This window comes from Streptomyces sp. NBC_01171, from assembly GCF_045039805.1.
GTDB lineage: Bacteria > Actinomycetota > Actinomycetes > Streptomycetales > Streptomycetaceae > Streptomyces.
On the sequence record NZ_CP108609.1, the window covers coordinates 390,679 to 409,599 of the forward strand.

22 protein-coding genes are annotated in these 18,921 nt (G+C 73.2%); 9 read left to right on the forward strand and 13 right to left on the reverse strand.

Annotated elements, in window-relative coordinates:
- Window positions 1-3 precede the first annotated feature (3 nt).
- Together OG448_RS01770 and OG448_RS01775 are read right to left on the reverse strand one after the other, a co-directional pair.
- Complete coding sequence (locus OG448_RS01770; RefSeq protein WP_405550966.1) at window positions 4-615, reverse strand: peptidoglycan-binding protein; 612 nt, start codon at window positions 613-615, stop codon at window positions 4-6.
- Window positions 616-682: 67 nt separating this feature from the next.
- On the reverse strand, window positions 683-1,534 hold the full coding sequence (locus OG448_RS01775; protein ID WP_405550968.1) for a hypothetical protein: 852 nt from the start codon (window positions 1,532-1,534) through the stop codon (window positions 683-685).
- A 165-nt stretch (window positions 1,535-1,699) separates the two neighbouring features.
- Between OG448_RS01775 and OG448_RS01780 the strand changes: the two genes are divergently transcribed.
- Together OG448_RS01780 and OG448_RS01785 are read left to right on the forward strand one after the other, a co-directional pair.
- Window positions 1,700-2,431, forward strand: coding sequence for a TetR family transcriptional regulator (locus OG448_RS01780; RefSeq protein ID WP_405550970.1), 732 nt, complete (start codon window positions 1,700-1,702; stop codon window positions 2,429-2,431).
- 116 nt (window positions 2,432-2,547) lie between these two features.
- Window positions 2,548-2,952: a Zn-ribbon domain-containing OB-fold protein gene (locus tag OG448_RS01785; protein ID WP_405550971.1), complete on the forward strand. Its 405-nt coding sequence runs from the start codon at window positions 2,548-2,550 to the stop codon at window positions 2,950-2,952.
- A 7-nt stretch (window positions 2,953-2,959) separates the two neighbouring features.
- Here OG448_RS01785 and OG448_RS01790 read toward each other — a convergent pair whose 3' ends face one another.
- Entirely contained in the window at window positions 2,960-3,346 is a 387-nt protein-coding gene (locus OG448_RS01790) for a PPOX class F420-dependent oxidoreductase (protein WP_405550972.1), read from the reverse strand.
- A gap of 141 nt (window positions 3,347-3,487) precedes the next feature.
- Here OG448_RS01790 and OG448_RS01795 point away from each other — a divergent pair, with 141 nt between their 5' ends.
- Both OG448_RS01795 and OG448_RS01800 read left to right on the forward strand, forming a co-directional pair.
- Window positions 3,488-4,318 (forward strand): SAM-dependent methyltransferase, encoded by an 831-nt coding sequence (locus OG448_RS01795; protein WP_405550974.1) that lies wholly within the window; start codon window positions 3,488-3,490, stop codon window positions 4,316-4,318.
- A 137-nt stretch (window positions 4,319-4,455) separates the two neighbouring features.
- The gene (locus OG448_RS01800) at window positions 4,456-5,829 is read left to right on the forward strand and encodes a S1 family peptidase (protein WP_405550976.1); all 1,374 of its coding nucleotides are present in this window, start codon (window positions 4,456-4,458) and stop codon (window positions 5,827-5,829) included.
- 86 nt (window positions 5,830-5,915) lie between these two features.
- Here the strand turns inward: OG448_RS01800 and OG448_RS01805 are convergent, their stop codons facing one another.
- The 6 genes from OG448_RS01805 to OG448_RS01830 form a co-directional block, all read right to left on the reverse strand.
- Window positions 5,916-6,101 carry a hypothetical protein gene (locus OG448_RS01805; protein WP_405550979.1) on the reverse strand — a complete coding sequence of 62 codons (186 nt, stop codon included), beginning with the start codon at window positions 6,099-6,101 and terminating at the stop codon, window positions 5,916-5,918.
- Between the two features lie 152 nt (window positions 6,102-6,253).
- Entirely contained in the window at window positions 6,254-6,949 is a 696-nt protein-coding gene (locus OG448_RS01810) for a L,D-transpeptidase family protein (RefSeq protein WP_405550981.1), read from the reverse strand.
- Window positions 6,950-7,095: 146 nt separating this feature from the next.
- A complete protein-coding gene (locus OG448_RS01815) occupies window positions 7,096-7,905 on the reverse strand; it encodes an SDR family NAD(P)-dependent oxidoreductase (RefSeq protein ID WP_405550984.1) in 810 nt (269 codons plus the stop codon).
- A 77-nt stretch (window positions 7,906-7,982) separates the two neighbouring features.
- Window positions 7,983-8,612, reverse strand: a complete 630-nt coding sequence (locus OG448_RS01820; protein ID WP_405550986.1) for an MBL fold metallo-hydrolase — start codon at window positions 8,610-8,612, stop codon at window positions 7,983-7,985.
- Window positions 8,612-9,700, reverse strand: a complete 1,089-nt coding sequence (locus OG448_RS01825) for an S-(hydroxymethyl)mycothiol dehydrogenase (RefSeq protein WP_405550988.1) — start codon at window positions 9,698-9,700, stop codon at window positions 8,612-8,614. Before OG448_RS01825 ends, OG448_RS01820 begins: the two co-directional genes overlap by 1 nt.
- Window positions 9,701-9,871: 171 nt before the next feature.
- Window positions 9,872-10,171 (reverse strand): hypothetical protein, encoded by a 300-nt coding sequence (locus OG448_RS01830; protein WP_405550991.1) that lies wholly within the window; start codon window positions 10,169-10,171, stop codon window positions 9,872-9,874.
- Window positions 10,172-10,343: 172 nt separating this feature from the next.
- Here OG448_RS01830 and OG448_RS01835 point away from each other — a divergent pair, with 172 nt between their 5' ends.
- Both OG448_RS01835 and OG448_RS01840 read left to right on the forward strand, forming a co-directional pair.
- The gene (locus OG448_RS01835) at window positions 10,344-10,709 is read left to right on the forward strand and encodes a nuclear transport factor 2 family protein (protein WP_030805073.1); all 366 of its coding nucleotides are present in this window, start codon (window positions 10,344-10,346) and stop codon (window positions 10,707-10,709) included.
- The gene (locus OG448_RS01840; protein WP_405550993.1) at window positions 10,697-10,882 is read left to right on the forward strand and encodes a hypothetical protein; all 186 of its coding nucleotides are present in this window, start codon (window positions 10,697-10,699) and stop codon (window positions 10,880-10,882) included. Before OG448_RS01835 ends, OG448_RS01840 begins: the two co-directional genes overlap by 13 nt.
- Window positions 10,883-10,887: 5 nt before the next feature.
- Here OG448_RS01840 and OG448_RS01845 read toward each other — a convergent pair whose 3' ends face one another.
- Together OG448_RS01845 and OG448_RS01850 are read right to left on the reverse strand one after the other, a co-directional pair.
- Window positions 10,888-11,913, reverse strand: coding sequence for an alcohol dehydrogenase (locus tag OG448_RS01845; protein WP_405550995.1), 1,026 nt, complete (start codon window positions 11,911-11,913; stop codon window positions 10,888-10,890).
- A gap of 101 nt (window positions 11,914-12,014) precedes the next feature.
- Window positions 12,015-12,509 carry a metallophosphoesterase family protein gene (locus tag OG448_RS01850; RefSeq protein ID WP_405550997.1) on the reverse strand — a complete coding sequence of 165 codons (495 nt, stop codon included), beginning with the start codon at window positions 12,507-12,509 and terminating at the stop codon, window positions 12,015-12,017.
- 88 nt (window positions 12,510-12,597) lie between these two features.
- Between OG448_RS01850 and OG448_RS01855 the strand changes: the two genes are divergently transcribed.
- Window positions 12,598-13,035 (forward strand): MarR family transcriptional regulator, encoded by a 438-nt coding sequence (locus OG448_RS01855; RefSeq protein WP_391295991.1) that lies wholly within the window; start codon window positions 12,598-12,600, stop codon window positions 13,033-13,035.
- 47 nt (window positions 13,036-13,082) lie between these two features.
- A complete protein-coding gene (locus OG448_RS01860; protein WP_391295989.1) occupies window positions 13,083-13,667 on the forward strand; it encodes a hydrolase in 585 nt (194 codons plus the stop codon).
- Between the two features lie 60 nt (window positions 13,668-13,727).
- On the opposite strand, the gene OG448_RS01865 is transcribed toward OG448_RS01860, so the two are convergent.
- Together OG448_RS01865 and OG448_RS01870 are read right to left on the reverse strand one after the other, a co-directional pair.
- Complete coding sequence (locus tag OG448_RS01865) at window positions 13,728-13,997, reverse strand: hypothetical protein (RefSeq protein ID WP_350902480.1); 270 nt, start codon at window positions 13,995-13,997, stop codon at window positions 13,728-13,730.
- Between the two features lie 125 nt (window positions 13,998-14,122).
- The gene (locus tag OG448_RS01870) at window positions 14,123-16,576 is read right to left on the reverse strand and encodes a SpoIIE family protein phosphatase (RefSeq protein WP_405551001.1); all 2,454 of its coding nucleotides are present in this window, start codon (window positions 16,574-16,576) and stop codon (window positions 14,123-14,125) included.
- Window positions 16,577-16,781: 205 nt separating this feature from the next.
- On the opposite strand from OG448_RS01870, the gene OG448_RS01875 reads away from it, so the two are divergent.
- Complete coding sequence (locus tag OG448_RS01875) at window positions 16,782-18,914, forward strand: SpoIIE family protein phosphatase (RefSeq protein WP_405551004.1); 2,133 nt, start codon at window positions 16,782-16,784, stop codon at window positions 18,912-18,914.
- The last annotated feature ends 7 nt before the right edge of the window (window positions 18,915-18,921 follow it).

The following is an 18,921-nucleotide window of genomic DNA, read 5'->3' on the forward strand; positions in this document are numbered from 1 at the left end:
GGCTCAGCCGGTGCGGGACTCGAGGTCGCGACGGGTGTCGTCGCCGTAGACGCCGGTCTCGTCGCCCCGGATGCCGTACCAGAGCTGGAACCGGGCCACGGCTGCGGCGAGTCGGGCGTCGTACGGGCCGGTGGCGGAGCCGTCGTGGAAGACGTCGGGGATGCGGAGGAGGCGGCGGCGCAGCTCCGTGACCTCGGGGCCGGAGTCGCCCTGGCGGAGCGTGCCGGGGCCGTCGGGGTCCGCCTTCGAGGGGGCGGAGGGGGCCATGGTGGTCGGGACGGGGGGCGGCGCGGGGCGCGCGGTGGATTCCTGACGGCCGGGGAGCAGGAGGGCGCAGCCGAAGCCGACGAGGGCGGCCGCCGCCAGGGCCGCTGCGACGGCCCAGCGCCGCCGACGCGACCTCGGGGGTGCCGCGTCCTCGGCCGGGACCGGCGGCAGCTCCTCGGTGTCGTCCTCGGCATCGGCGGGCGGCTTGGTCCGCGCCCCCTCCCCCGGTTCCGGCATCAGCTCGCGCATCAGCTCCGCGAGGGCGTCGGTGGGGCGGGCGCGCAGGACGCGTACGGGTTCCACGACCCGTGCGGGGCGCGGGCGTTCGGGATCGGGGGGTGTCGGCACGCTGCTCTCCTTCCGTCCCTCGCCGGGGGATACGGAGCGCGGGGCGCCGCCGTTCAGCAGGCCCCCGTCACGCCGGGGCCAGGGCGCCCGCCAGCACGAAACGGCTCAGGGACGCGGTGAGCGTCCCCACGAACGCCTCCTGCTCCTCCTCGGGGAGGACGTCCAGGGAGAGATAGGGGTTCAGGTCCTCCAGCTCGACCAGGAGCAGGTCGCCCTCCAGGGTGCGGCAGGCGTCGACGCGCTGGATGCCGTGGCCGAGCGCGTTCCAGTCGATGAAGCCGCGCGCGAACTCCAGGTCGGCGGCGGTCGCCCGGTAGGGCTGCAGGTCCCAGCGGTTGCGGGGGTCGGGGGCGTAGAGGGCGTACTGGAAGTCGTCGTCCACGAAGTAGAAGGACACCTCGTGGACGAAGTCGATGTGCGGCTGCACCAGGACCGAGCCGTCCGCGACCGGGGCTTCGGCGACGCGGCTCGCCGGGACGGTGCGCAGCCCGAGGGAGTCCGCGCCGTAGGTCGGCTTGACCACGTACCGGTCGGCGGCGGGCAGCCGGTGCAGGTCCTCGGCGCGGTCGACGGTCGGGATCACCGGGAGCCCGGCCTCGGTGAGGTCGAGCAGATACCCCTTGCCGGCCATGTCGGCCTTGCCGGTGAGCGGGTTGTAGACCCGGGTGCCGGTCTCCAGCGCGCGGGCGCGGAACGCCTCGTACTCGGTGCGGTAGCCCAGGACCGGGCCGCTGTTGCGGACCACGACGGCGTCGAAGCCGTCCATCAGCGCGGCCGCGTCCATCGGGTGGCACAGGGCGAGGTCGAAGCGGTCGCGCAGCCGGGAGGTGAGGAAGACGTCCTCGTCGCCGTAGCGGCGCCCGCGGGCCGGGTACGCCAGGTCGGTGACGTAGAGCAGGCGGGGGCGGGCGGAGGGCATACGGGATCTCCTCGTACGGGCCGGGTGCCGACAGGGTGGAGAAAGGTTACGTCGCAGGAGGTGGACGATGATCGCCGGGCCTGCGTGGAGCACTCGGTTCCCTCGCCGGCCCCTTTCGGCTGCACTCAGTGCCAGGGCCCGCCCCCGAGTGCTACGTTCCCCTCCATGAGCACCAGCAGTGCGGCGCCGCCCGCGAAGCCGCCGATGCGCGACGCCCTGGTGGCGGCCGCCTTCCAGCTCTTCCTGGAGCGCGGGTACGAGCAGACCACGGTGGACGACATCGTGGCGCTGGCGGAGGTCGGACGGCGGTCGTTCTTCCGCTACTTCCCCTCCAAGGAGGACGTGGTCTTCCCCGACCACGAGAGCTGCCTCGCCGACATGACCGCGTTCCTCGCGGCGGGCGAGAGTGACGCGGAGCCGGTGCGGCGGGTGTGCGACGCGGCCCGGCTGGTGCTGCGCATGTACGCGGAGAACCCGGCGTTCTCGGTCCAGCGCTACCGGCTGACGCGCCGGGTGCCGGGGCTGCGGGCGTACGAGCTGTCGGTCGTCTGGCGCTACGAGCGCGCGCTCGCCGCCTATCTGCGCGGCCGGTTCGCGGGGCGGCCGGACGGCACGCTGCGGGCGGACGTGATCGCGGCCGCGGTGGTCGCCGCGCACAACAACGCCCTGCGCTCGTGGCTGCGTTCGGACGGCAAGGGCGACGCGGAGGCGGCCGTGGACCACGCGCTGGGCTGCGTGCAGACGGCGTTCGCCGACGCGCCGGCCCGGCCCGCGCCCTCCCCCTTCCCGCCCGAGTCACCGCGCCCCGACGACGTGGTGGTCCTGGTGGCCCGACGGGACGCTCCCCTGTGGCAGGTGGTGCGGCAGTTCGAGGCGGCACAGGGCGAGAGCCGGTAAATAAGGGTACGCAGTGCCTTTACGAGTGACACTGAGTGCCATACGCTGTCGCTCGTGCACGGTGGCACGGCATCGGGCACGAGCGGATTCCGGCCCAGTGCAGGGAGTTGACCAGCGTGTACCACCACTCAAGCGGAACGGCCCAGCCGGTGGCAGGCTCGGCGAGCCTCCTCACCGAGCGCCCCGCCGACTCCATCGAGTACCAGCGCTGCGGCTGGTGCGGCACCGCGATGTACCACCGGCTCCTCTGTCCGGTCTGCCAGGGCAGCGACCTCCGCACCGAGCGCAGCGAGGGAATCGGCACGGTCCGCCACTCCACCACCGTCCACCGCAACACCCCCGCCGCCCGCAACGTCTCCCTCGTCGAACTCGCCGAGGGCTTCGTCGTACGCGGCCGCGTCATGGGTCCCCTGATCGGCATCCACAGCGGCGACCGCGTCCGCCTGTCCACGGCCGAGGACCCGGTACGCGGCGAGCCGGTCTTCCAGTTGCTGGACGAGGCATGCAGGGCGTGGACCTGACCGGGCTCTAGGCCGGGAACGTCACCCGAATCCCCACCGTGCCCTCGACACCCCGGCGCAGCTTGCTCCCCAGCAGCGTCAGGCGGCCCGCGAGGCCGTACTTGCGGGCGATCAGGGTGCGATAGCGGGCGGTGGTGGCGGGGTCGGTGATTTCGGCCTTGGCGGGGTGCGGGGCGCCGGTCGGGCGGCCTCGCATGTCGCAGGGGCCCACCAGGACGTCCGCGCGGCGGCGGATGCGCTTGACCTTGTAGCTGTCGGCGGCGGTCCAGACGCCGAGGGCGTCGCCGTCGGGGACGACCCATACCGGGGTGGCCACCGGGGTGCCGTCCTTGCGGTAGCTGGTGACCAGCAGGTACTTGCCCGAGCCGAGCCGGGACACAAGCGCGTCGTCCATGGCCCCGAGTCTACGAGGGGGCCTGCCTCGGGCCGCGCGGACACCCCCAATGCCGCGGACCTGCGGCGCGGAGCAACTCCGGCGTCTAGATTGCGTCTTGACCGGTACCTCCCGCACCAGGCACCCCAGGAGCTGACCCCCGTGACCGACAACCCGGCCGTCACCAACGACGTGGCCGTGTCGCTGCGCGCCCGTATCAACACCGGCCAGCCGCACACCGCCCGGATCTGGAACTACTGGCTCGGCGGCAAGGACAACTACGAGGTCGACCGCGCGGCCGGCGACCAGATCCGCCAACTGCACCCCGGCATCGGTGAGTACGCCCGCCACGACCGCCTCTTCCTGGGCCGTGCGGTGCGTCATCTGGTCGGCGAGGTCGGCATACGGCAGTTCCTGGACATCGGCACCGGTCTGCCCACCGCCGACAACACGCACGAGGTCGCGCAGAGCCTGGCCCCGGAGACGCGGGTCGTCTACGTCGACAACGACCCGCTGGTCCTCACCCACGCCCGCGCCCTGCTCACCAGCACCCCCGAGGGCCGTACCGACTACCTCGACGAGGATCTGCGCAACATCGACGCGATCTTCGAACACGCGGCGAAGACGCTGGACTTCAGCAAGCCGGTGGCCCTCATGCTGCTCGGCGTGGTCATCTTCATCGGCGACGACGAGGACCCGTACCGCCTGGTGCGGCAGTTGGTGGACCGGCTGCCGGCCGGGAGCTACCTGGTGCTGTCGCACACCGTCACCAGCCCCTCCATGCCGGACGTGGACGAGGCGGTGAAGTTCTGGAACGAGCACGGCACCCCCAGGCTCACCCAGCGCACCCCCGAGGACGTGACCCGCTTCTTCGACGGCCTGGAGCTCCTGGAGCCGGGCGTGGTGTCCTGCTCGCGCTGGCGTCCCGAGGGCGCCGGCGACACCGAGCCGGAGGAGGTCGCCATGTTCGGCGGGGTGGCCCGCAAGAACTGACCCCGCCGGCCGGGCGGAATCGTGCCGTCCGGTGAACGCTCCCGGCCCCGGTCCCGTACTGACGTAGGGGCGCTCACGACCGGAGGGCCCCGTGCCGCCGGTACGGGCGGTGCGCGCTCGGGGTTCGGGAGTCTGGCATGAGGCACGCACGACGGCGGGTCGTCCGGCGAGTGACACGGCTGGCGGCGGTCGGCGGACTCCTCCTGGGAGGAGGAATGGTCGCGCAGGCGGCCATGGCGAGCGAGACCCCGGCCCCGCCGGCCACCACGTTCAGCGCGGCCGGTACGGCCGGGACCAAGGGCGCGACGCTCGCCGAGCAGCTCGGCACGGCCCGCTCTGCGGGCAACTGGGTGGACGCCCAGGGCCGTCCGGTCGTCGCCGTGACCGACGAGCGGGCGGCCGCCGAGGTGCGCGCGGCGGGAGCGCGGGCGAAGGTCGTCGGGCACAGCATGAACGAGCTGAAGTCGGCCACCAGCGCGCTGCGTTCGGCGCCCCGGGTGCCGGGCACCGCGTGGGCGGTGGACTACCGCAGCAACCGGATCGTGGTGAGCGGGGACCGCACGGTGTCGTCCGGCGACTGGACGAAGATGACTCAGGTCGCCTCGCGCATAGGCGACTTCGTCACCATGCAGCGGACCGAGGGCAGGTTCACCACCCGCCTCAACGGCGCCCAGCCGATCCTCTCGACCGGCGGCCGCTGCTCGGCCGGGTTCAACGTGACCGACGGCCAACGGGACTTCATCCTCACGGCCGGGCACTGCGGGCCGACCGGCTCCATCTGGTTCGCGGACGGCCAGGGCACCCGGCAGCTCGGCGCGACGGTCAACAGCAGCTTCCCCGGCGGCGACTTCTCCCTGGTCCAGTACGACACGGACAAGGCCGGCCAGGGCGCCGACGTGGTCGCGGTCGGCGGCGGCAAGGGCGTACGCATCACCGGCGCGGGCGACGCGGCCGTGGGCCAGCGGGTGTTCCGCAGCGGGAGCACCAGCGGGCTGCACGACGGCCAGGTGACCGCGCTCAACGCGACCGTGAACTACCCCGAGGGCACCGTCACCGGCCTGATCGAGACCAATGTGTGCGCCGAACCCGGCGACAGCGGCGGCCCGATGTTCTCCGAGGGTGTCGCCCTCGGCGTCACCTCGGGCGGCAACGGCGACTGCACCACCGGCGGTACGACCTTCTTCCAGCCGGTGACCAAGGCGCTCACCGCGCTGAACGTCAAGCTCATCACCGCCACCCCGCCCCCCGGCGCCCAGAGCGCCACCCCCACCCCCGCGGCCGAGGCCGGCCAGAGCGGGATGACGCCGAGCGCGGCCCGCCCCGGCTCCTCGGCTCCGGTGACCGGCGTGGACGGGGAGACGCTGCTGGCCCGCCTCACCGACACCCGCAACGTGGGCCCCGGACTGCTGGTGATCGCGGGCAGTGTGATCGCGCTGGTCGCCACCCGGTACATCCGCGCCGAGCAGGACCGCAAGGCGTACCAGCGGTACTACTCGGCGACCTGGGGCTGACCCCGGCGCCGGAGAGGCACGGCAAACGAGGGCACCCGGTCACGGGTGCCCTCTGGGCGGTTCGACGGTGGCTCTGCGGGGTCCGGTCAGACCGGGCGGCGCGGCGTGGGGGCCGCGGCGGCCCACTCCAACACGAGGCGCTGGTACTCCGCGCGCTGCTCGCTGGTCAGGATGCCACCCGACCGGCGCCACAGGGCCCGGATCTCCTCGTTGACCTCCGCGGCCGAGCGCCCGCAGGAGGCTTCAGCAGTGGTGGACATGATGTGAAGCATATGCCGGTCCCCGTGAAGGCACCGTGAATAAGTGCGTGCGATTCGGGCATTTCGGACCGTGTTGCTCATCACGTCAAGAAGCCGTGCGGAAGGGCGAGTTCGGCCCCGTCAGCCCAGTCGGGCCGAACCGCCCGTCCACCCGCGGGCCGTGCTCAGGTGCCGGGCTTGCGGCCGTAGACGAAGACGTCGTCGCCGTTCTTCAGCAGCGACCAGTACTTCTTCGCGTCCTTCGTGGTCATGTTCACGCAGCCGTGGGAGCCCGGCGGGTTCCACATGCTGAGACCCACGGAGTGGAACGCCTGCCCGCCGTCGAAGAACTGGCTGTAGGGCATCGGCACGTCGTAGAGGTTGGAGACGTGGTCGATGTCACGCCAGTAGACCTTCTTCAGGCCGGTGCGGGTCTCGTACTTGTCGCGGCCGGTGCGCACCGGGACGGGGCCGTAGACCAGCTTCTTGCCGTCCTGGACCCAACTGAGCTGGAGGGTGAGGTTCACGCAGGCGATGCGGCCCTTGTTCACCGGACACTTGCCGTCCTTGTTGGGGTTCTTGCCCACGGCCTTCTGCCGGTTCATGAGGTCCATCACACCCCAGGTGACGGGTCCGGCGTAGCCGATGTTGGGGGTGATGCCGTGCTTGTTCTGGAAGCTGCGGATGGCCGAGCAGTCCCCCGAGGACTGCTTGCCGTCCACCTTGCGGCCGAGGAACCGCTCGACCTGCTTCTGGTACGGGCCCGCCTTGGTGGTGCAGCTCGCGGCCTGGGCCGGAGTGGCGGTGACGGCGAGCGTGAGCGGCGCGATGAGCGCGCCGACCCCGAGTGCGACGGCTCCCCGTCTGCGTATGTCGCCCATGGTCGGCCCCATCCCTTCTCCCCTGCGGGTCCCAGGGACGTCCCCCGGGTTCTCGGCCCCGGTGGTTCCTGGGGCTTTCGGCCTACTAGACCGGCTCATCGGCCGGATGGTTGCGTTTCCGGCATGCTGTGACGAAACGGTGAACTTTACCCCGGCCCGCCACGGCTCCCGTCCATCGCGGCCCGGAACCCGGTGTGCACCGAGGTCAGGCCGCCGTCGACGACGAGGGTGGTGCCGGTGATCCAGGCGGCGTCGCGGGAGGCGAGGAAGGCGACGGCCGCCGCGATGTCCTCGGGCTCCCCGACCCGGCCGAGCGGGTAGCAGTCGCGTACCGCGTCCAGGTCGTCGTCGCGGCCCTCCCAGGCGGAGGTGCGCACGGTGCCCGGCGCGACCAGGTTGACCCGGACCCCGCGGGCGGCCGAGCGCCCGGCGAGGGTGCGGGTGAGGGAGCCGAGGCCGGCCTTGGCGGCGCTGTAGGCGTGGTTGCCGAAGTCCATCAGGCCGTTGACCGAGCCGATGCTCACGATGGCACCGCGTCCGGAGGCGGCGAGGTGGGGAAGCGCGGCCTGGCAGCAGCGGCGGACGCCGCCCAGGGTGATGTCGAGGTCACGGGCCCAGGACTCGTCCGGGTCGTCCTCGAACTTCGGGCCCGCGTCCGGTGAGCAGTGGGCGGCGCAGTTCACCAGCACGTCGAGCGAGCCGAAGGCGTCGACGGCGCGGGCGACGGCCGCCTCCACCGAGGCCCGGTCGGCCACGTCGCACACCAACGCCTCGGCGGTGAGCCCCTGTTGGCGCAGCGAGGCGGCGGTGCGCTCGGCCTCGGGCGCGTCCTGGTCGGTGACCAGGACCTGGGCGCCCTCCTGGGCGAGGCGCCGGGCGACGGCCGCGCCGATGCCCCGGCCCGCGCCCGTGACGAGGGCTCCGTGGCCCGTGAAGCGATGGGTGAGATCGGTCATGGGCCGACGGTAGGGCAGGGCGGACCACCGCGACAGAGGCTGTTCGGTCGCGGTGGTCCCCTATCGGGTCGCGCGGATCAGTGACCCCGCTCGATCCACTCCTGGAGGTGGCCCGACTCCTCGCCGATCGTCGTGGGGTCGCCGTGGCCGGTGAGCACCTTGGTCTCCGGGGGGAGGGTGAGCAGCCGGTCGCGGATCGAGTCGATGATCGTCGGGAAGTGCGAGTACGACCGCCCGGTGGCTCCGGGGCCGCCCTGGAAGAGGGTGTCGCCGCTGAAGACCGCGCCGAGACCGGGGTCGTAGAGGCAGACGGCGCCGGGGGCGTGGCCGGGCGTGTGCAGCACGGTCAGGTCGGCTCCGGCGGCCTCCAGCACCTGGCCGTCGACCAGGTGCTCGTCGGGCTCGCGGTCGGGGTGGGTGAGCCGCCAGAGCGGCAGGTCGTCCGGGTGGAGCCAGATGGTGGCGCCGGTGCGGTCGGCGAGCGCGGGGGCGGCGTTCACATGATCGTTGTGCGCGTGGGTGCAGACGATCGCGGTGAGCCGGCGGTCGCCCACGGCCGCGAGGACGGCCTCGGCGTCGTGCGCGGGGTCGATGACGACGGCCTCGTGGTCGTCACCGACGATCCACACGTTGTTGTCGACGTCCCAGGTCCCCCCGTCGAGGGTGAACTGGCCGGAGGTGACGAGGCGTTCGATACGGGCGGTCATCAGAACTCCACCACCGATCGCAGCACGTCGCCGTGGTGCATCCGCTCGAACGCCTGCTCCACCTGGTCCAGTTGGATGGTCTCGGTGACGAACGCGTCCAGCGGCAGGCGCCCCTGGAGGTGCAGATCGATCAGCATCGGGAAGTCCCGCGAGGGCAGACAGTCCCCGTACCAGGAGGACTTGAGGGAGCCGCCGCGGCCGAACACGTCCAGCAGGGGCAGTTCGAGCTTCATCTCCGGGGTGGGCACGCCGACCAGGACGACGGTGCCGGCCAGGTCGCGGGCGTAGAAAGCCTGCTGGTAGGTCTCCGGGCGGCCGACCGCGTCGATCACCACGTCGGCACCGAAGCCGCCGGTGAGTTCGCGGATCGCCTCGACCGGGTCGGTCTTCTTGGAGTTGACCGTGTGGGTGGCGCCCAGCGTGCGCGCCTTCTCCAGCTTGCGGTCGTCGATGTCGACGGCGATGATCTTCACGGCCCCGGCCAGCGCGGACCCGGCGATGGCCGCGTCCCCGACGCCGCCGCAGCCGATGACGGCGACGGAGTCGCCCCGGCTGACATTGCCGGTGTTGATGGCAGCGCCGATGCCGGCCATCACACCGCAGCCGAGCAGTCCGGCGACGGCCGGGGAGACCTCGGGGTCGACCTTGGTGCACTGGCCGGCCGCGACGAGCGTCTTCTCGGCGAAGGCGCCGATACCGAGCGCGGGGGTGAGCTCCTGGCCGGTGGAGGCGAGGGTCATCTTCTGCTTCGCGTTGTGGGTGTTGAAGCAGTACCAGGGGCGGCCGCGCAGACAGGCGCGACAATTGCCGCACACCGCACGCCAGTTGAGGATCACGAAGTCACCGGGCGCCACGTCGGTGACGCCCTCACCCACCGACTCCACGACGCCGGCGGCCTCGTGGCCGAGCAGGAAGGGGTAGTCGTCGGAGATACCGCCCTGCTTGTAGTGCAGATCGGTGTGGCAGACCCCGCACGCCTGGATGTCCACGACGGCCTCGCCGGGGCCCGGATCGGGGATCACGATCGTCTCGATCCGTACCGGCTCGTCCTTCCCCGGTGCGACGACGCCGCGTACTTCCTGCGCCATGGTCAGGCCCCTTTCCGTCGGTGTTCCTATCGTCCCGACCCTACGCCACCGGGGGCCGTCGGGAGGGCTCCACAAGGGCGTGGACCAGCGGGTTTCCCGGCACGGGCGAGGGCCGCCCGGTCGTGGACGGCCCTCAGGGGTACGGCTGTTCAGATCTGGCGCCGGCCGGGCCTAGAGGCCGGGGAGCAGCCCGGTGACGGGGGCGGCGAGGTCGGTGAGCTGGTGCAGTTCGTTCAGCCGGTTCAGCTCGCTCACCTGGTTCAGGCCGCGCAACTGCTCGCCGGCGCGCGGGACCTGGCTCTGGGCCTCGGGGGGAAGCTCGCTGAGGGCGACGTCGTCCAGCATGGTCATCGGGTTGATCTGCCCGTTGGCAGGAGCGCTCGCGTCGGCCGCGTCGGCCAGGGGTGCGACAAAGCCCGTGACACCGACGGCCAGACCGACGGCGGCGACGATGCGTCGTGTTGAGATCATGCCTTGAGCAACGCCCGTACCCCCGTGCCGGACACGGGCGGGGGCCGTCGCTCACCCGACAGGCGGACCTGCGTCTGTTGCGTTTGCCGTGTCCGCCGGGGCGGAGGAGTCTCGGATGTGGGCCCCCGCGGTCCGCCGCCCGCCGGGCCGCGGGCGTACGAAGGAGGTCATCATGGGCAGCAGACAAGACTCCGCCTTCACCACGGAGGCACTGCGCGAGGCCATCGAAGCGGACTCCGGAGACGGCCTGCTCGCGCTGTACGAGGACGACGCGCAGATCCGCGTCATCGACCACGCCGACCAGCCGAGCCACCCCAAGGTGCTGCGCGGCCGGGGTGAGATCGAGGAGATGCTCGCCGACATCTACAGCCGCGAGATGATCCACCGGCTCGACCAGTGCGTCATCGACGGCGACCACGCGGCGTTCACCGAGTCGTGCCAGTACCCCAACGGCAACAAGGTCTACGCCGAGTCGATGGTCACCCTGCGCGACGGCCGGATCTCCGACCAGATCCTCATCCAGGCATGGGACGAGTAGGCGCGAGGCTCGCGCGGGTCCAGGTCAGCTCCCGGCTGACCTGGACCTTCTCGGCTCGGCTCGGGATGGGCCCGCCACCGGGCTCCCGGCGCTCCGCGCTGCCCCGGCCGGTCCGGCTGGCGCTGTCGGTGCTGCGGGCGGTGCGGCCGCGGCTGCCGCGCGGGCACCGCTGAGCGGGTCAGGTGGTCAGGACCATCCGGAAGCGGGCCTTGCCGGCGAGCATCTTCCGGAAGGCGGAGTCGACGTCGTCCAGCGGCACGGACTCGCTCATCGGGCGGATGCCGTGCAGGACGCTGAACTCCATGGTGTCCTGCACGTCCTGGGAGGTGCCGGAGGGGTGGCCCTTGACCTCGCGTCCGGCCATCAGGAGCTGGACCGGGCTGATGTCCAGCGGCTCCATGGTGGCACCGATGACGACGAGCTGGCCGCGCGGGGCGAGGCCGTCCACGGTGGCCGACATGGCGTCGGAGTTCCCGGCGGTGGCCAACACCACCTTGGCACCGCCGAGCGCCTGGAGGGCCTCCGCCACCGGCTTGCCCGCGGTGCTGTCGATGTAGTGGTGCGCGCCCAGTTCCCGCGCGAAGTCCTCCTTCTCGGCGCCACGCGCGATGGCGACGGTCTCGAAGCCCATCGCGGCCGCGTACTGCACCCCGAGATGCCCGAGCCCGCCGACCCCGACGACGGCGACCAGATCCCCGCCGGGCCGGGCGTCGGTGTGCCGCAGGGCGTTGAAGGTGGTGACGCCCGCGCAGGCCATGGGCCCGGCGTCGGCGGCGTCGAGACCCTCGGGGATACGGGCGAGCGCGTCGACGGGGACGATCACCTGCTCGGCGAAGCCGCCGTCGTAGGCCCAGCCGGGCACCTGGAGGCGGACGCAGGTGATGAAGTCACCCTCGCGGCACGGCTTGCACCAGCCGCAGCTCCCACCGAACCAGCCGACCGCGACCCGGTCCCCGACCTTCCAGTCCCGCTCCGCCGTGCCCTCCCCCAGCTCCGCGATCCGCCCGGCGATCTCGTGCCCGGCGACCTCGGGGAAGGAGAGGCCGGGCAGTCCGCCCTCGACGAACATGGCGTCGCTGTGGCAGATCCCGCACGCCTCCACGGCGATCCGCACATGGCCGGGCCCCGGCTGCCGCACCTCTCGTTCGACCAGCTCGAAGCTGCCGCCGGGTTCCGTCACCTGCGCCACTCGATAGGTACTCATACGCCTCTCCGGAGAACGTCGCGGGAGCCCGTGCGGGCCCTCGCTCCAGCAGACCAGCAGTACCCCGATCCCGCGCGCCGAAGCGGTGGGCGAGACACCCCCTACGGCAGGGTGTGCGTGGTGACGTCGGTCAGGGCGCCGTCCGACACGGTGGCGGTCATGTACGTGGCGTGCGGCTGGCGCCGGCGGTCGGTCGGGGAGCCGGGGTTGAGCAGGCGGAGGCCACCGGGGGCGGTGGTGTCCCAGGGGATGTGGCTGTGCCCGAAGACCAGCACGTCCAGATCGGGGAACCGGGCGGCGCAGCGGGCCTCGCGGCCTCGGGTCGGGCCGGTCTCGTGGACCACGCCGAAGCGCAGGCCGCCCAGCTCGGCGTACGCCACTTCGGGAAGCCGGGCGCGCAGGCCGGGGCCGTCGTTGTTGCCGTACACGCCGATCAGGCGGCGGCTCTCGGACTCCAGCAGGTCGAGGGTGGCGGTGTCCACCCAGTCTCCGGCGTGGAACACCGCGTCCGCGTACGGGAGTTCGGCGAGCAGGCGGTCCGGGAGCCGCTTGGCCCGCTTCGGCAGGTGGGTGTCGGACATCAGGAGAAGGCGCACGTCTCCAGCGTAGGGAAGCTCAATGGACAGGTAAAACTGAACAGTCCGAACTGGACAGGCTGGGCTGATCCTCCCTACGGTGGCGGGCATGGTCCACATCTCCGGTTCGGCCGCCCGCGCGGCACGCGAGCTGCGGGTGGTGTTCAGCCGGCTGCGGCGCCGTATCCGTGAGGTGGCGCGGGACGCCGATCTCACGCCCCCGCAGGAGTCCGCACTCTCCCTGGTCGGCAAGCACGGCGCGGCCACGGCCAGCGCGCTCGCGGCGGCGGAGGGCGTACGTCCGCAGTCCATGGCCGCCACGCTCGCCGCCCTGGACAGCCACGGACTCATCCGCCGCGCCCCCGACCCGGACGACGGCCGCCGTCAGCTCGTCACCCTCACCGAGGCGGGCCGCGCCCGCGTGGAGGGCAACCGGCAACTGCGCGAGGAGTGGCTGGCCCGCGCCTTCCAGGACCGGTTCACCGAGGAGGAGCGGGAGACGGTGCTGACCGCGCTGGAGCTGCTGGAGCGGCTGTCCCGCCCCTGAACACCGTGCCCTCCCCCGACCCCCCACCCTTTCCGAAAGGCCGACGCATGTCCGTCACCACGCTCGACCCCCGTACCGCCCTCGTCGTGATCGACCTCCAGGCCGGCATCACGGCGATGCCCGTCCAGCCGCACAGCGCCGCCGACGTGGTGGCCCGCAGTGCCGAGCTGGCCGACGCCTTCCGCGCCCGTGACCTGCCCGTCGTGCTGGTCCGGGTCTCCTTCGCCGCCGACGGCGCGGACGCGGTGCCCGGCCGCACCGAGCGCCAGGCGCGCGGCCTGTCCTTCCCCGAGGGCTGGGACGTGATCGTGGACGAGCTGACCGGGCACGCCGGTGACGTCCTGGTCACCAAGCACAACTGGAGCGCCCTGTTCGGCACCGACCTGGAGGTGCAGCTCCGCCGCCGGGGCGTCACGCAGATCGTGCTCACCGGCATCGCCACCAGCATCGGCGTGGAGTCCACCGCCCGTGACGCGTACGCGGCCGGCTACCACGTCACCCTGGCCACCGACGCCATGGCGGACGCCGACGCGGAAGCGCACACCAACAGCGTCGAGCGGATCTTCCCCCGCCTCGGTGAGAGCGGTACGACGGCGGAGATCCTCGAACTGCTGGCCAAGACCCACGCCTGAGCACGCCGGGTCGGCCCGGCACCCGCGCGGGTGCCGGGCCTTTCCGTCGCCGCCGTCCGGTCAGTCCCCGGCGGCCGCCGCCCGTTCCACCTCGGCCTCGACCTCGGCGCGGGCCCGCCCGGTGTCGCGGGCGTACTCGTTGAGCGCGGTCTGCACATCGCGGGCCAGGTCGCGCCAGGCGCGCAGAGCGGTTTCGTACGTCCCGGACTGCGCGCCGGTCATCGCCCGCTCGGCCGGGGGCCCGTAGGTGTCCCGCAGTTCGTCCACCATGGCGTGTGCCGCGGCGGCCGCGCGCTGCTTCTGGACCAGTTCTTCGAAGGTGTGTGCCACACCAACCGACCCTAGGCACGCCGGGCGAACCCGCCACTCGGGGCCGCCGTCCGCGCCGTCCGCCGGGGCCCGTCTCCGAGCGTCGTCGCCCGCGTCGTCAAGGTCTCGCATCCCCCACCCGTCCCTCACGCCTCGTCCGTCACCAGCTCCGCCCACACCTGCTTGCCGCCGCTGACCGGAACGGTCCCCCACGCGTGGGAGACCGCCTCGACCAGCAGGATGCCCCGGCCGCCGGTGGCCTCCCAGCCGACGCTGGTCGGCTTGAGGGGTCCGCGCGGCGAGGAGTCGGTGACCGCGATGCGCAGCCGGTGGCCGACCAGGCTGAGGTCGAGCCGTACCTGCCCCTCGGTGTGCACGAGGGCGTTGGTGACCAGCTCGGACACCACGAGCAGGGCGGTGTCGGCGGTGTCCCTCGGCAGCTCCCAGGCGCGCAGGGTGCGGCGGACGAAGCGCCGGGCGTGCCGTACCGCCTCCGGGACCCGCCACACGCTCCAGCTCTCGCGGCGCGGGCGCACGGCCATGCCGTCGTAGCGGACCAGCAGCAGCGCAACGTCGTCGCCCCGGTGGGCGCCCGCGAGCAGGGCGTCGGCGGTCTGGCCGAGGTGGGCGGGGTCGGCGGCGGCGAGGTCGCGGGCGAGCCGGTCCATCCCGGTGTCGAGGTCGGTGCCGGACGACTCGACCAGGCCGTCGGTGGTGAGCGCGAGGACCGTACCGGGCCTCAGTTTCAGCGGGGTCATCGGGTACTCCGCCCGGGTGAGCACCCCGAGCGGCGGTCCGCCCTCGGCCTGCACGATCTCCGTACTGCCGTCCGGGTGGCGCAGCACCGGCTGCGGGTGCCCGGCGCGTACGCAGAGGGCGGTGCCCTGTTCCATGTCGATGTCGACGTAGACGCAGGTGGCGAAGAGGTCGGTCTCCATGTCGAGGAGCAGCCGGTTGGCGTGTGCGGCGACCACGTCGGGCGGGTGGCCCTCGGCGGCGTAGGCGCGCAGGGCGGTGCGCATCTGGCCCATGAGGGTGGCGGCGCCCGCGTTGTGGCCCTGGACGTCGCCGATGACGAAGGCCACGTGGTTGTCGGCGAGCGGAATCACGTCGTACCAGTCGCCGCCGACCTCCAGGCCTTCGGTGGCGGGCAGATAGCGGGCCACCGCCTTGGCGCCGGGCAGCCGGGGCAGCCGGTGGGGCAGCAGGGTGCGCTGGAGCATGCCGACGAGTTCGTGCTCGGCGTCGAAGGCGTGGGCGCGGCGCAGGGCCTGTCCGGCGAGGGCGGCGCAGGCGGTGAGCAGGGCGCGTTCGTCGGGGGCGAACTCGTGCGGGCGGTCCCAGCCGATCAGGCAGGCCCCGGCCATCCGGCCGCCCGCGGGCAGCGGCAGCACGGCGAGGCCGCCGGGGCCGACCCCGGCGAGGCCGGGCTCCAGGGCTGAGCCGGCGGGCCAGACGTGGGCACGGCCGTCACGCAGCGCGGCGGCGAGGGCGGGCATGGCGCGTACGGGGGCGTCGGGCCACTCGCCGCGCCATTCGGTCCGCCAGAGCTCGGGCCACGCCTCGGGTTCGGGCGGGTCGAGGACGGTGACGACGAGCCGGTCGTTCTCCAGTTCGGCCAGGGCGATGCGGTCGGCGCGCAGGGGCTTGCGCAGGGCGTCGACGACGGCGTGCCCCACGTCCTTGACGGTGCCGGCGGTGGCGAGGTCGGCGGCGAGGCGCTGGACGCGGGCCACGTCGGTGACGTCGGAGCGCAGCTTGGTGGCGTCCGCGACGGTACCGACCAGCCGGGCGGGCCGCCCCTCCCCGGCGGGCAGCGGACTTCCACGCAGCCGGAGCCAGCGCGGTACCCCGGACGGCTGGCGGACGCGGAACTCCAGCTCGCGCTCGTCCAGCGACATGTGGTCGGGTTCCACGACGGACATCAGCGCGGGCAGATCCTCGGGCACGGTGAGCCCGAGCAGCGTCTCCACCTTGCCGTCGAACTCGTCGCGCCCTATGCCGAAGAGCCGCAGGATCTCGTCGCCGACCTCCACCCGGCCGGTGTCCATGGCGAGGCTGAAGGCGTCGGCGGCCGGTTCGCGGGAGTCTGCGGGGCCGGGCTCGGGGACGGCGACGGCGCGGACGATCAGTTCCAGTACGGCTCTTTCCCCGGCGTCGAACCCCTCGGGACGTTCCGCCACCGCGAGCAGGGAGCCGCCGCCCGGCCCGGCGAGCGGCAGGGCGGCGAGGGAGAAGTCCGGGGCGGGGGTACGGCGGCCCTCGGCGCGGTCGGCCACATCGCCCGGGCCGAGCCAGAGGGGGCGGCCGGTGCGGTGGGCCTCGGCGACCGGTGTGCTGCCGTCGGCGGGGTAGCCGTCGCGCAGGCCGTACAGCGAGCCGGGCAGACCGGCGGACTCGGCCAGGCACAGCACGGCGGGGTCGTCGCCAGGGGCGTACACGCCGGCGAACGAGGCTCCGGCGAGGACGAGCGCCTGTTCCAGGACACGGCGGAGCCGGTCGGAGGAGGCGGGCGCGGCCATGAGTGTGGCGAGGACGTGCTCGGCACGCCCGGCTCCCGTCCTGCGCACCGCAGCACCCTCACTCGCCACGTTGGCCATTACAGCGCGTGCGGGAGCGCGGCGCAGCCCCTGTGCACCGACCGCGCGCGGTTTTTCCCTACCGCGCGATCGACCCGAAAGCCTCGTGGGTGCGGGTATCAACCTTTTCCGCCGCCCGGCATGAGCGGTGTCGGGAGGGGGTACTCGGCGTATCCCCAGAAGTGGGACTCGTCCGCAGGCCGGGGCGCGAGGGCCGTACGAGGAGGTGGTCGGCGTGTCCGACACGCCTGACCCCGCGCGGGAACTCCCGGGGGCGGGGGGAGCGCCGCTCTCGGTCGCCCTGGCCGCGATGATGGAGGACGTGGGCGCGCACTCGGGCGCGGTCTACCTGCTCCGGCCGGACGTGCCGGTGCTGGAGATGGCGGTGATGGCGGGCCTGCCGAGGGCGTTCGCCGCGCCGTGGGAGCGGGTCGGGGTGAGCGCGCCGATCCCGGTCGCGCAGGCGGTGCGGCAGCGGCGGCCGGTGTGGGTCGGCGGCGGCGAGGAGATGGCGCGCCGCTTTCCGCGCATCGCGGTGGTGCTGCCCTACCCGTTCGCGCTGGCGGCGCTGCCGCTGGCGACGGACGACGCCGTGCTCGGCTCGGTGTTCGTGACCTGGCCGGCCGGGCACGGCCCCGAGCTGACCGAGCGGGAGCGGACGCTGCTGGCGGCGGGGTGCGAGCGGCTGACCCGGGTGCTGGCGCGGGCGTCGGCCGAGAATCTGCCGCTGGGTCCCGAGCCCGATCTGGTGGCGACACCGGACGCGGCCGTCGTGGACACGCTGGGTCCGGTGGAGGCGGCACGGATGGTGGCCCGGCTGCCGTACGGGCTGGTGTCGCTCGACCTGGAGGGCCGGATCGGCCACGTCAACGCGGCGGCCGCCGAACTCCTCGGCCGTCCCGCCGCCGAACTCCTCGGCACGCTGCCCTGGATGTCGGTGCCGTGGCTCAAGGACCCGCTGTACGAGGACCGTTACCGGGCCGCACTGATCAGCCGGCGCCCGACCTCGTTCGTGGCGCTGCGGCCGCCCGGCCACTGGCTGTCCTTCCGGCTCTACCCGGGCAGTACCGGGGTGAGCGTGCGCATCACCCGGGTCCGGGTGCTGACCGAGCGCACGGACGTGCCGGCCGGGGCGCGGCCGCACCGGCTGGTGACGATCTCGCGGCTGCTGAGCCTGACGGGGGCGCTGACCGAGGCGGTGGCGGTGGACGATCTGGTCCAACTGGTCGCGGACGAGGTGTGTCCGGCGGTCGGCAGTCACGCGCTGATGCTGCTCGCCGCCGAGGAGGGGCGGATGCGGGTGCTCGGGCACCGCGGCTATCCGGACGAGCGGGTCGCCGGGTGGTTCGACGGACTGGCGCTGAGCGAACGGACCCCGGGCACGCAGGCGTTGAGCAGTGGAGTGCCCGCGTTCTTCGAGTCGAGGGAGCAGTTGGAGCGGCTGTACCCCGTCCGGCGCGAGTCCCGCGACGGCTTCGCGGCATGGGCCTTCCTGCCGCTGGTCGCGTCCGGGCGCCGGGTGGGGACGTGTGTGCTGGCGTACCCGGAGCCGCACCTCTTCCCCGCCGAGGAGCGGGCGGTGCTGACCAGCCTCGGCGGGCTGATCGCCCAGGCGCTGGAGCGGACGATGCTGTACGACGCCAAGCACCGGCTGGCGCACGGGCTCCAGGAGGCGCTGCTGCCGCGCTCGCTGTCCCCGCCGCCCGGCATCGAGGCGGCCGCCCGCTATCTCCCGGCGACGCGGGGGATGGAGATCGGCGGCGACTTCTACGACCTGGTGCCGACCCGGCCGCAGGCGTCCGCCGTGATCGGCGACGTGCAGGGGCACAACGTGAAGGCGGCGGCGCTGATGGGCCAGATCCGGACCGGCGTCCGGGCGTACAGCGCGGTGGGGCAGGCGCCGGGCGAGGTGATGGGCAGCATCAACCGGCTGCTGATCGACCTCGGCACCGAGCTGTTCGCCAGTTGTCTCTACCTCCGCCTCGACCCCGCGCACGGCCGGGCCGTCATGGCGCGGGCGGGCCATCCGCCGCCGTTGCTCAGGCGTCCGGACGGGCGGGTGCGGGTGCTGGACCTGGCCGGGGGCCCGCTGCTCGGCATCGACTCGGAGGCGGCGTACCCGACGACGGAGGTGACGCTGGCGCCCGGCTCGGTGCTCGCTCTTTATACGGACGGACTCGTGGAGTCGCCCGGTGTGGACATCGAGGACGCGCTGATCGACCTGGGGGCGCTGCTCTCCGAGGCGGGCGACGGTCCGCTGGAGGAGCTGGCGGACGCGCTGGTCCGGCACGGCACGGCCGGCCGGGAGCGGGTGGACGACGTGGCGGTGCTGTTGCTGCGGGCGGATGACGGAAGTTGAGCGCCTG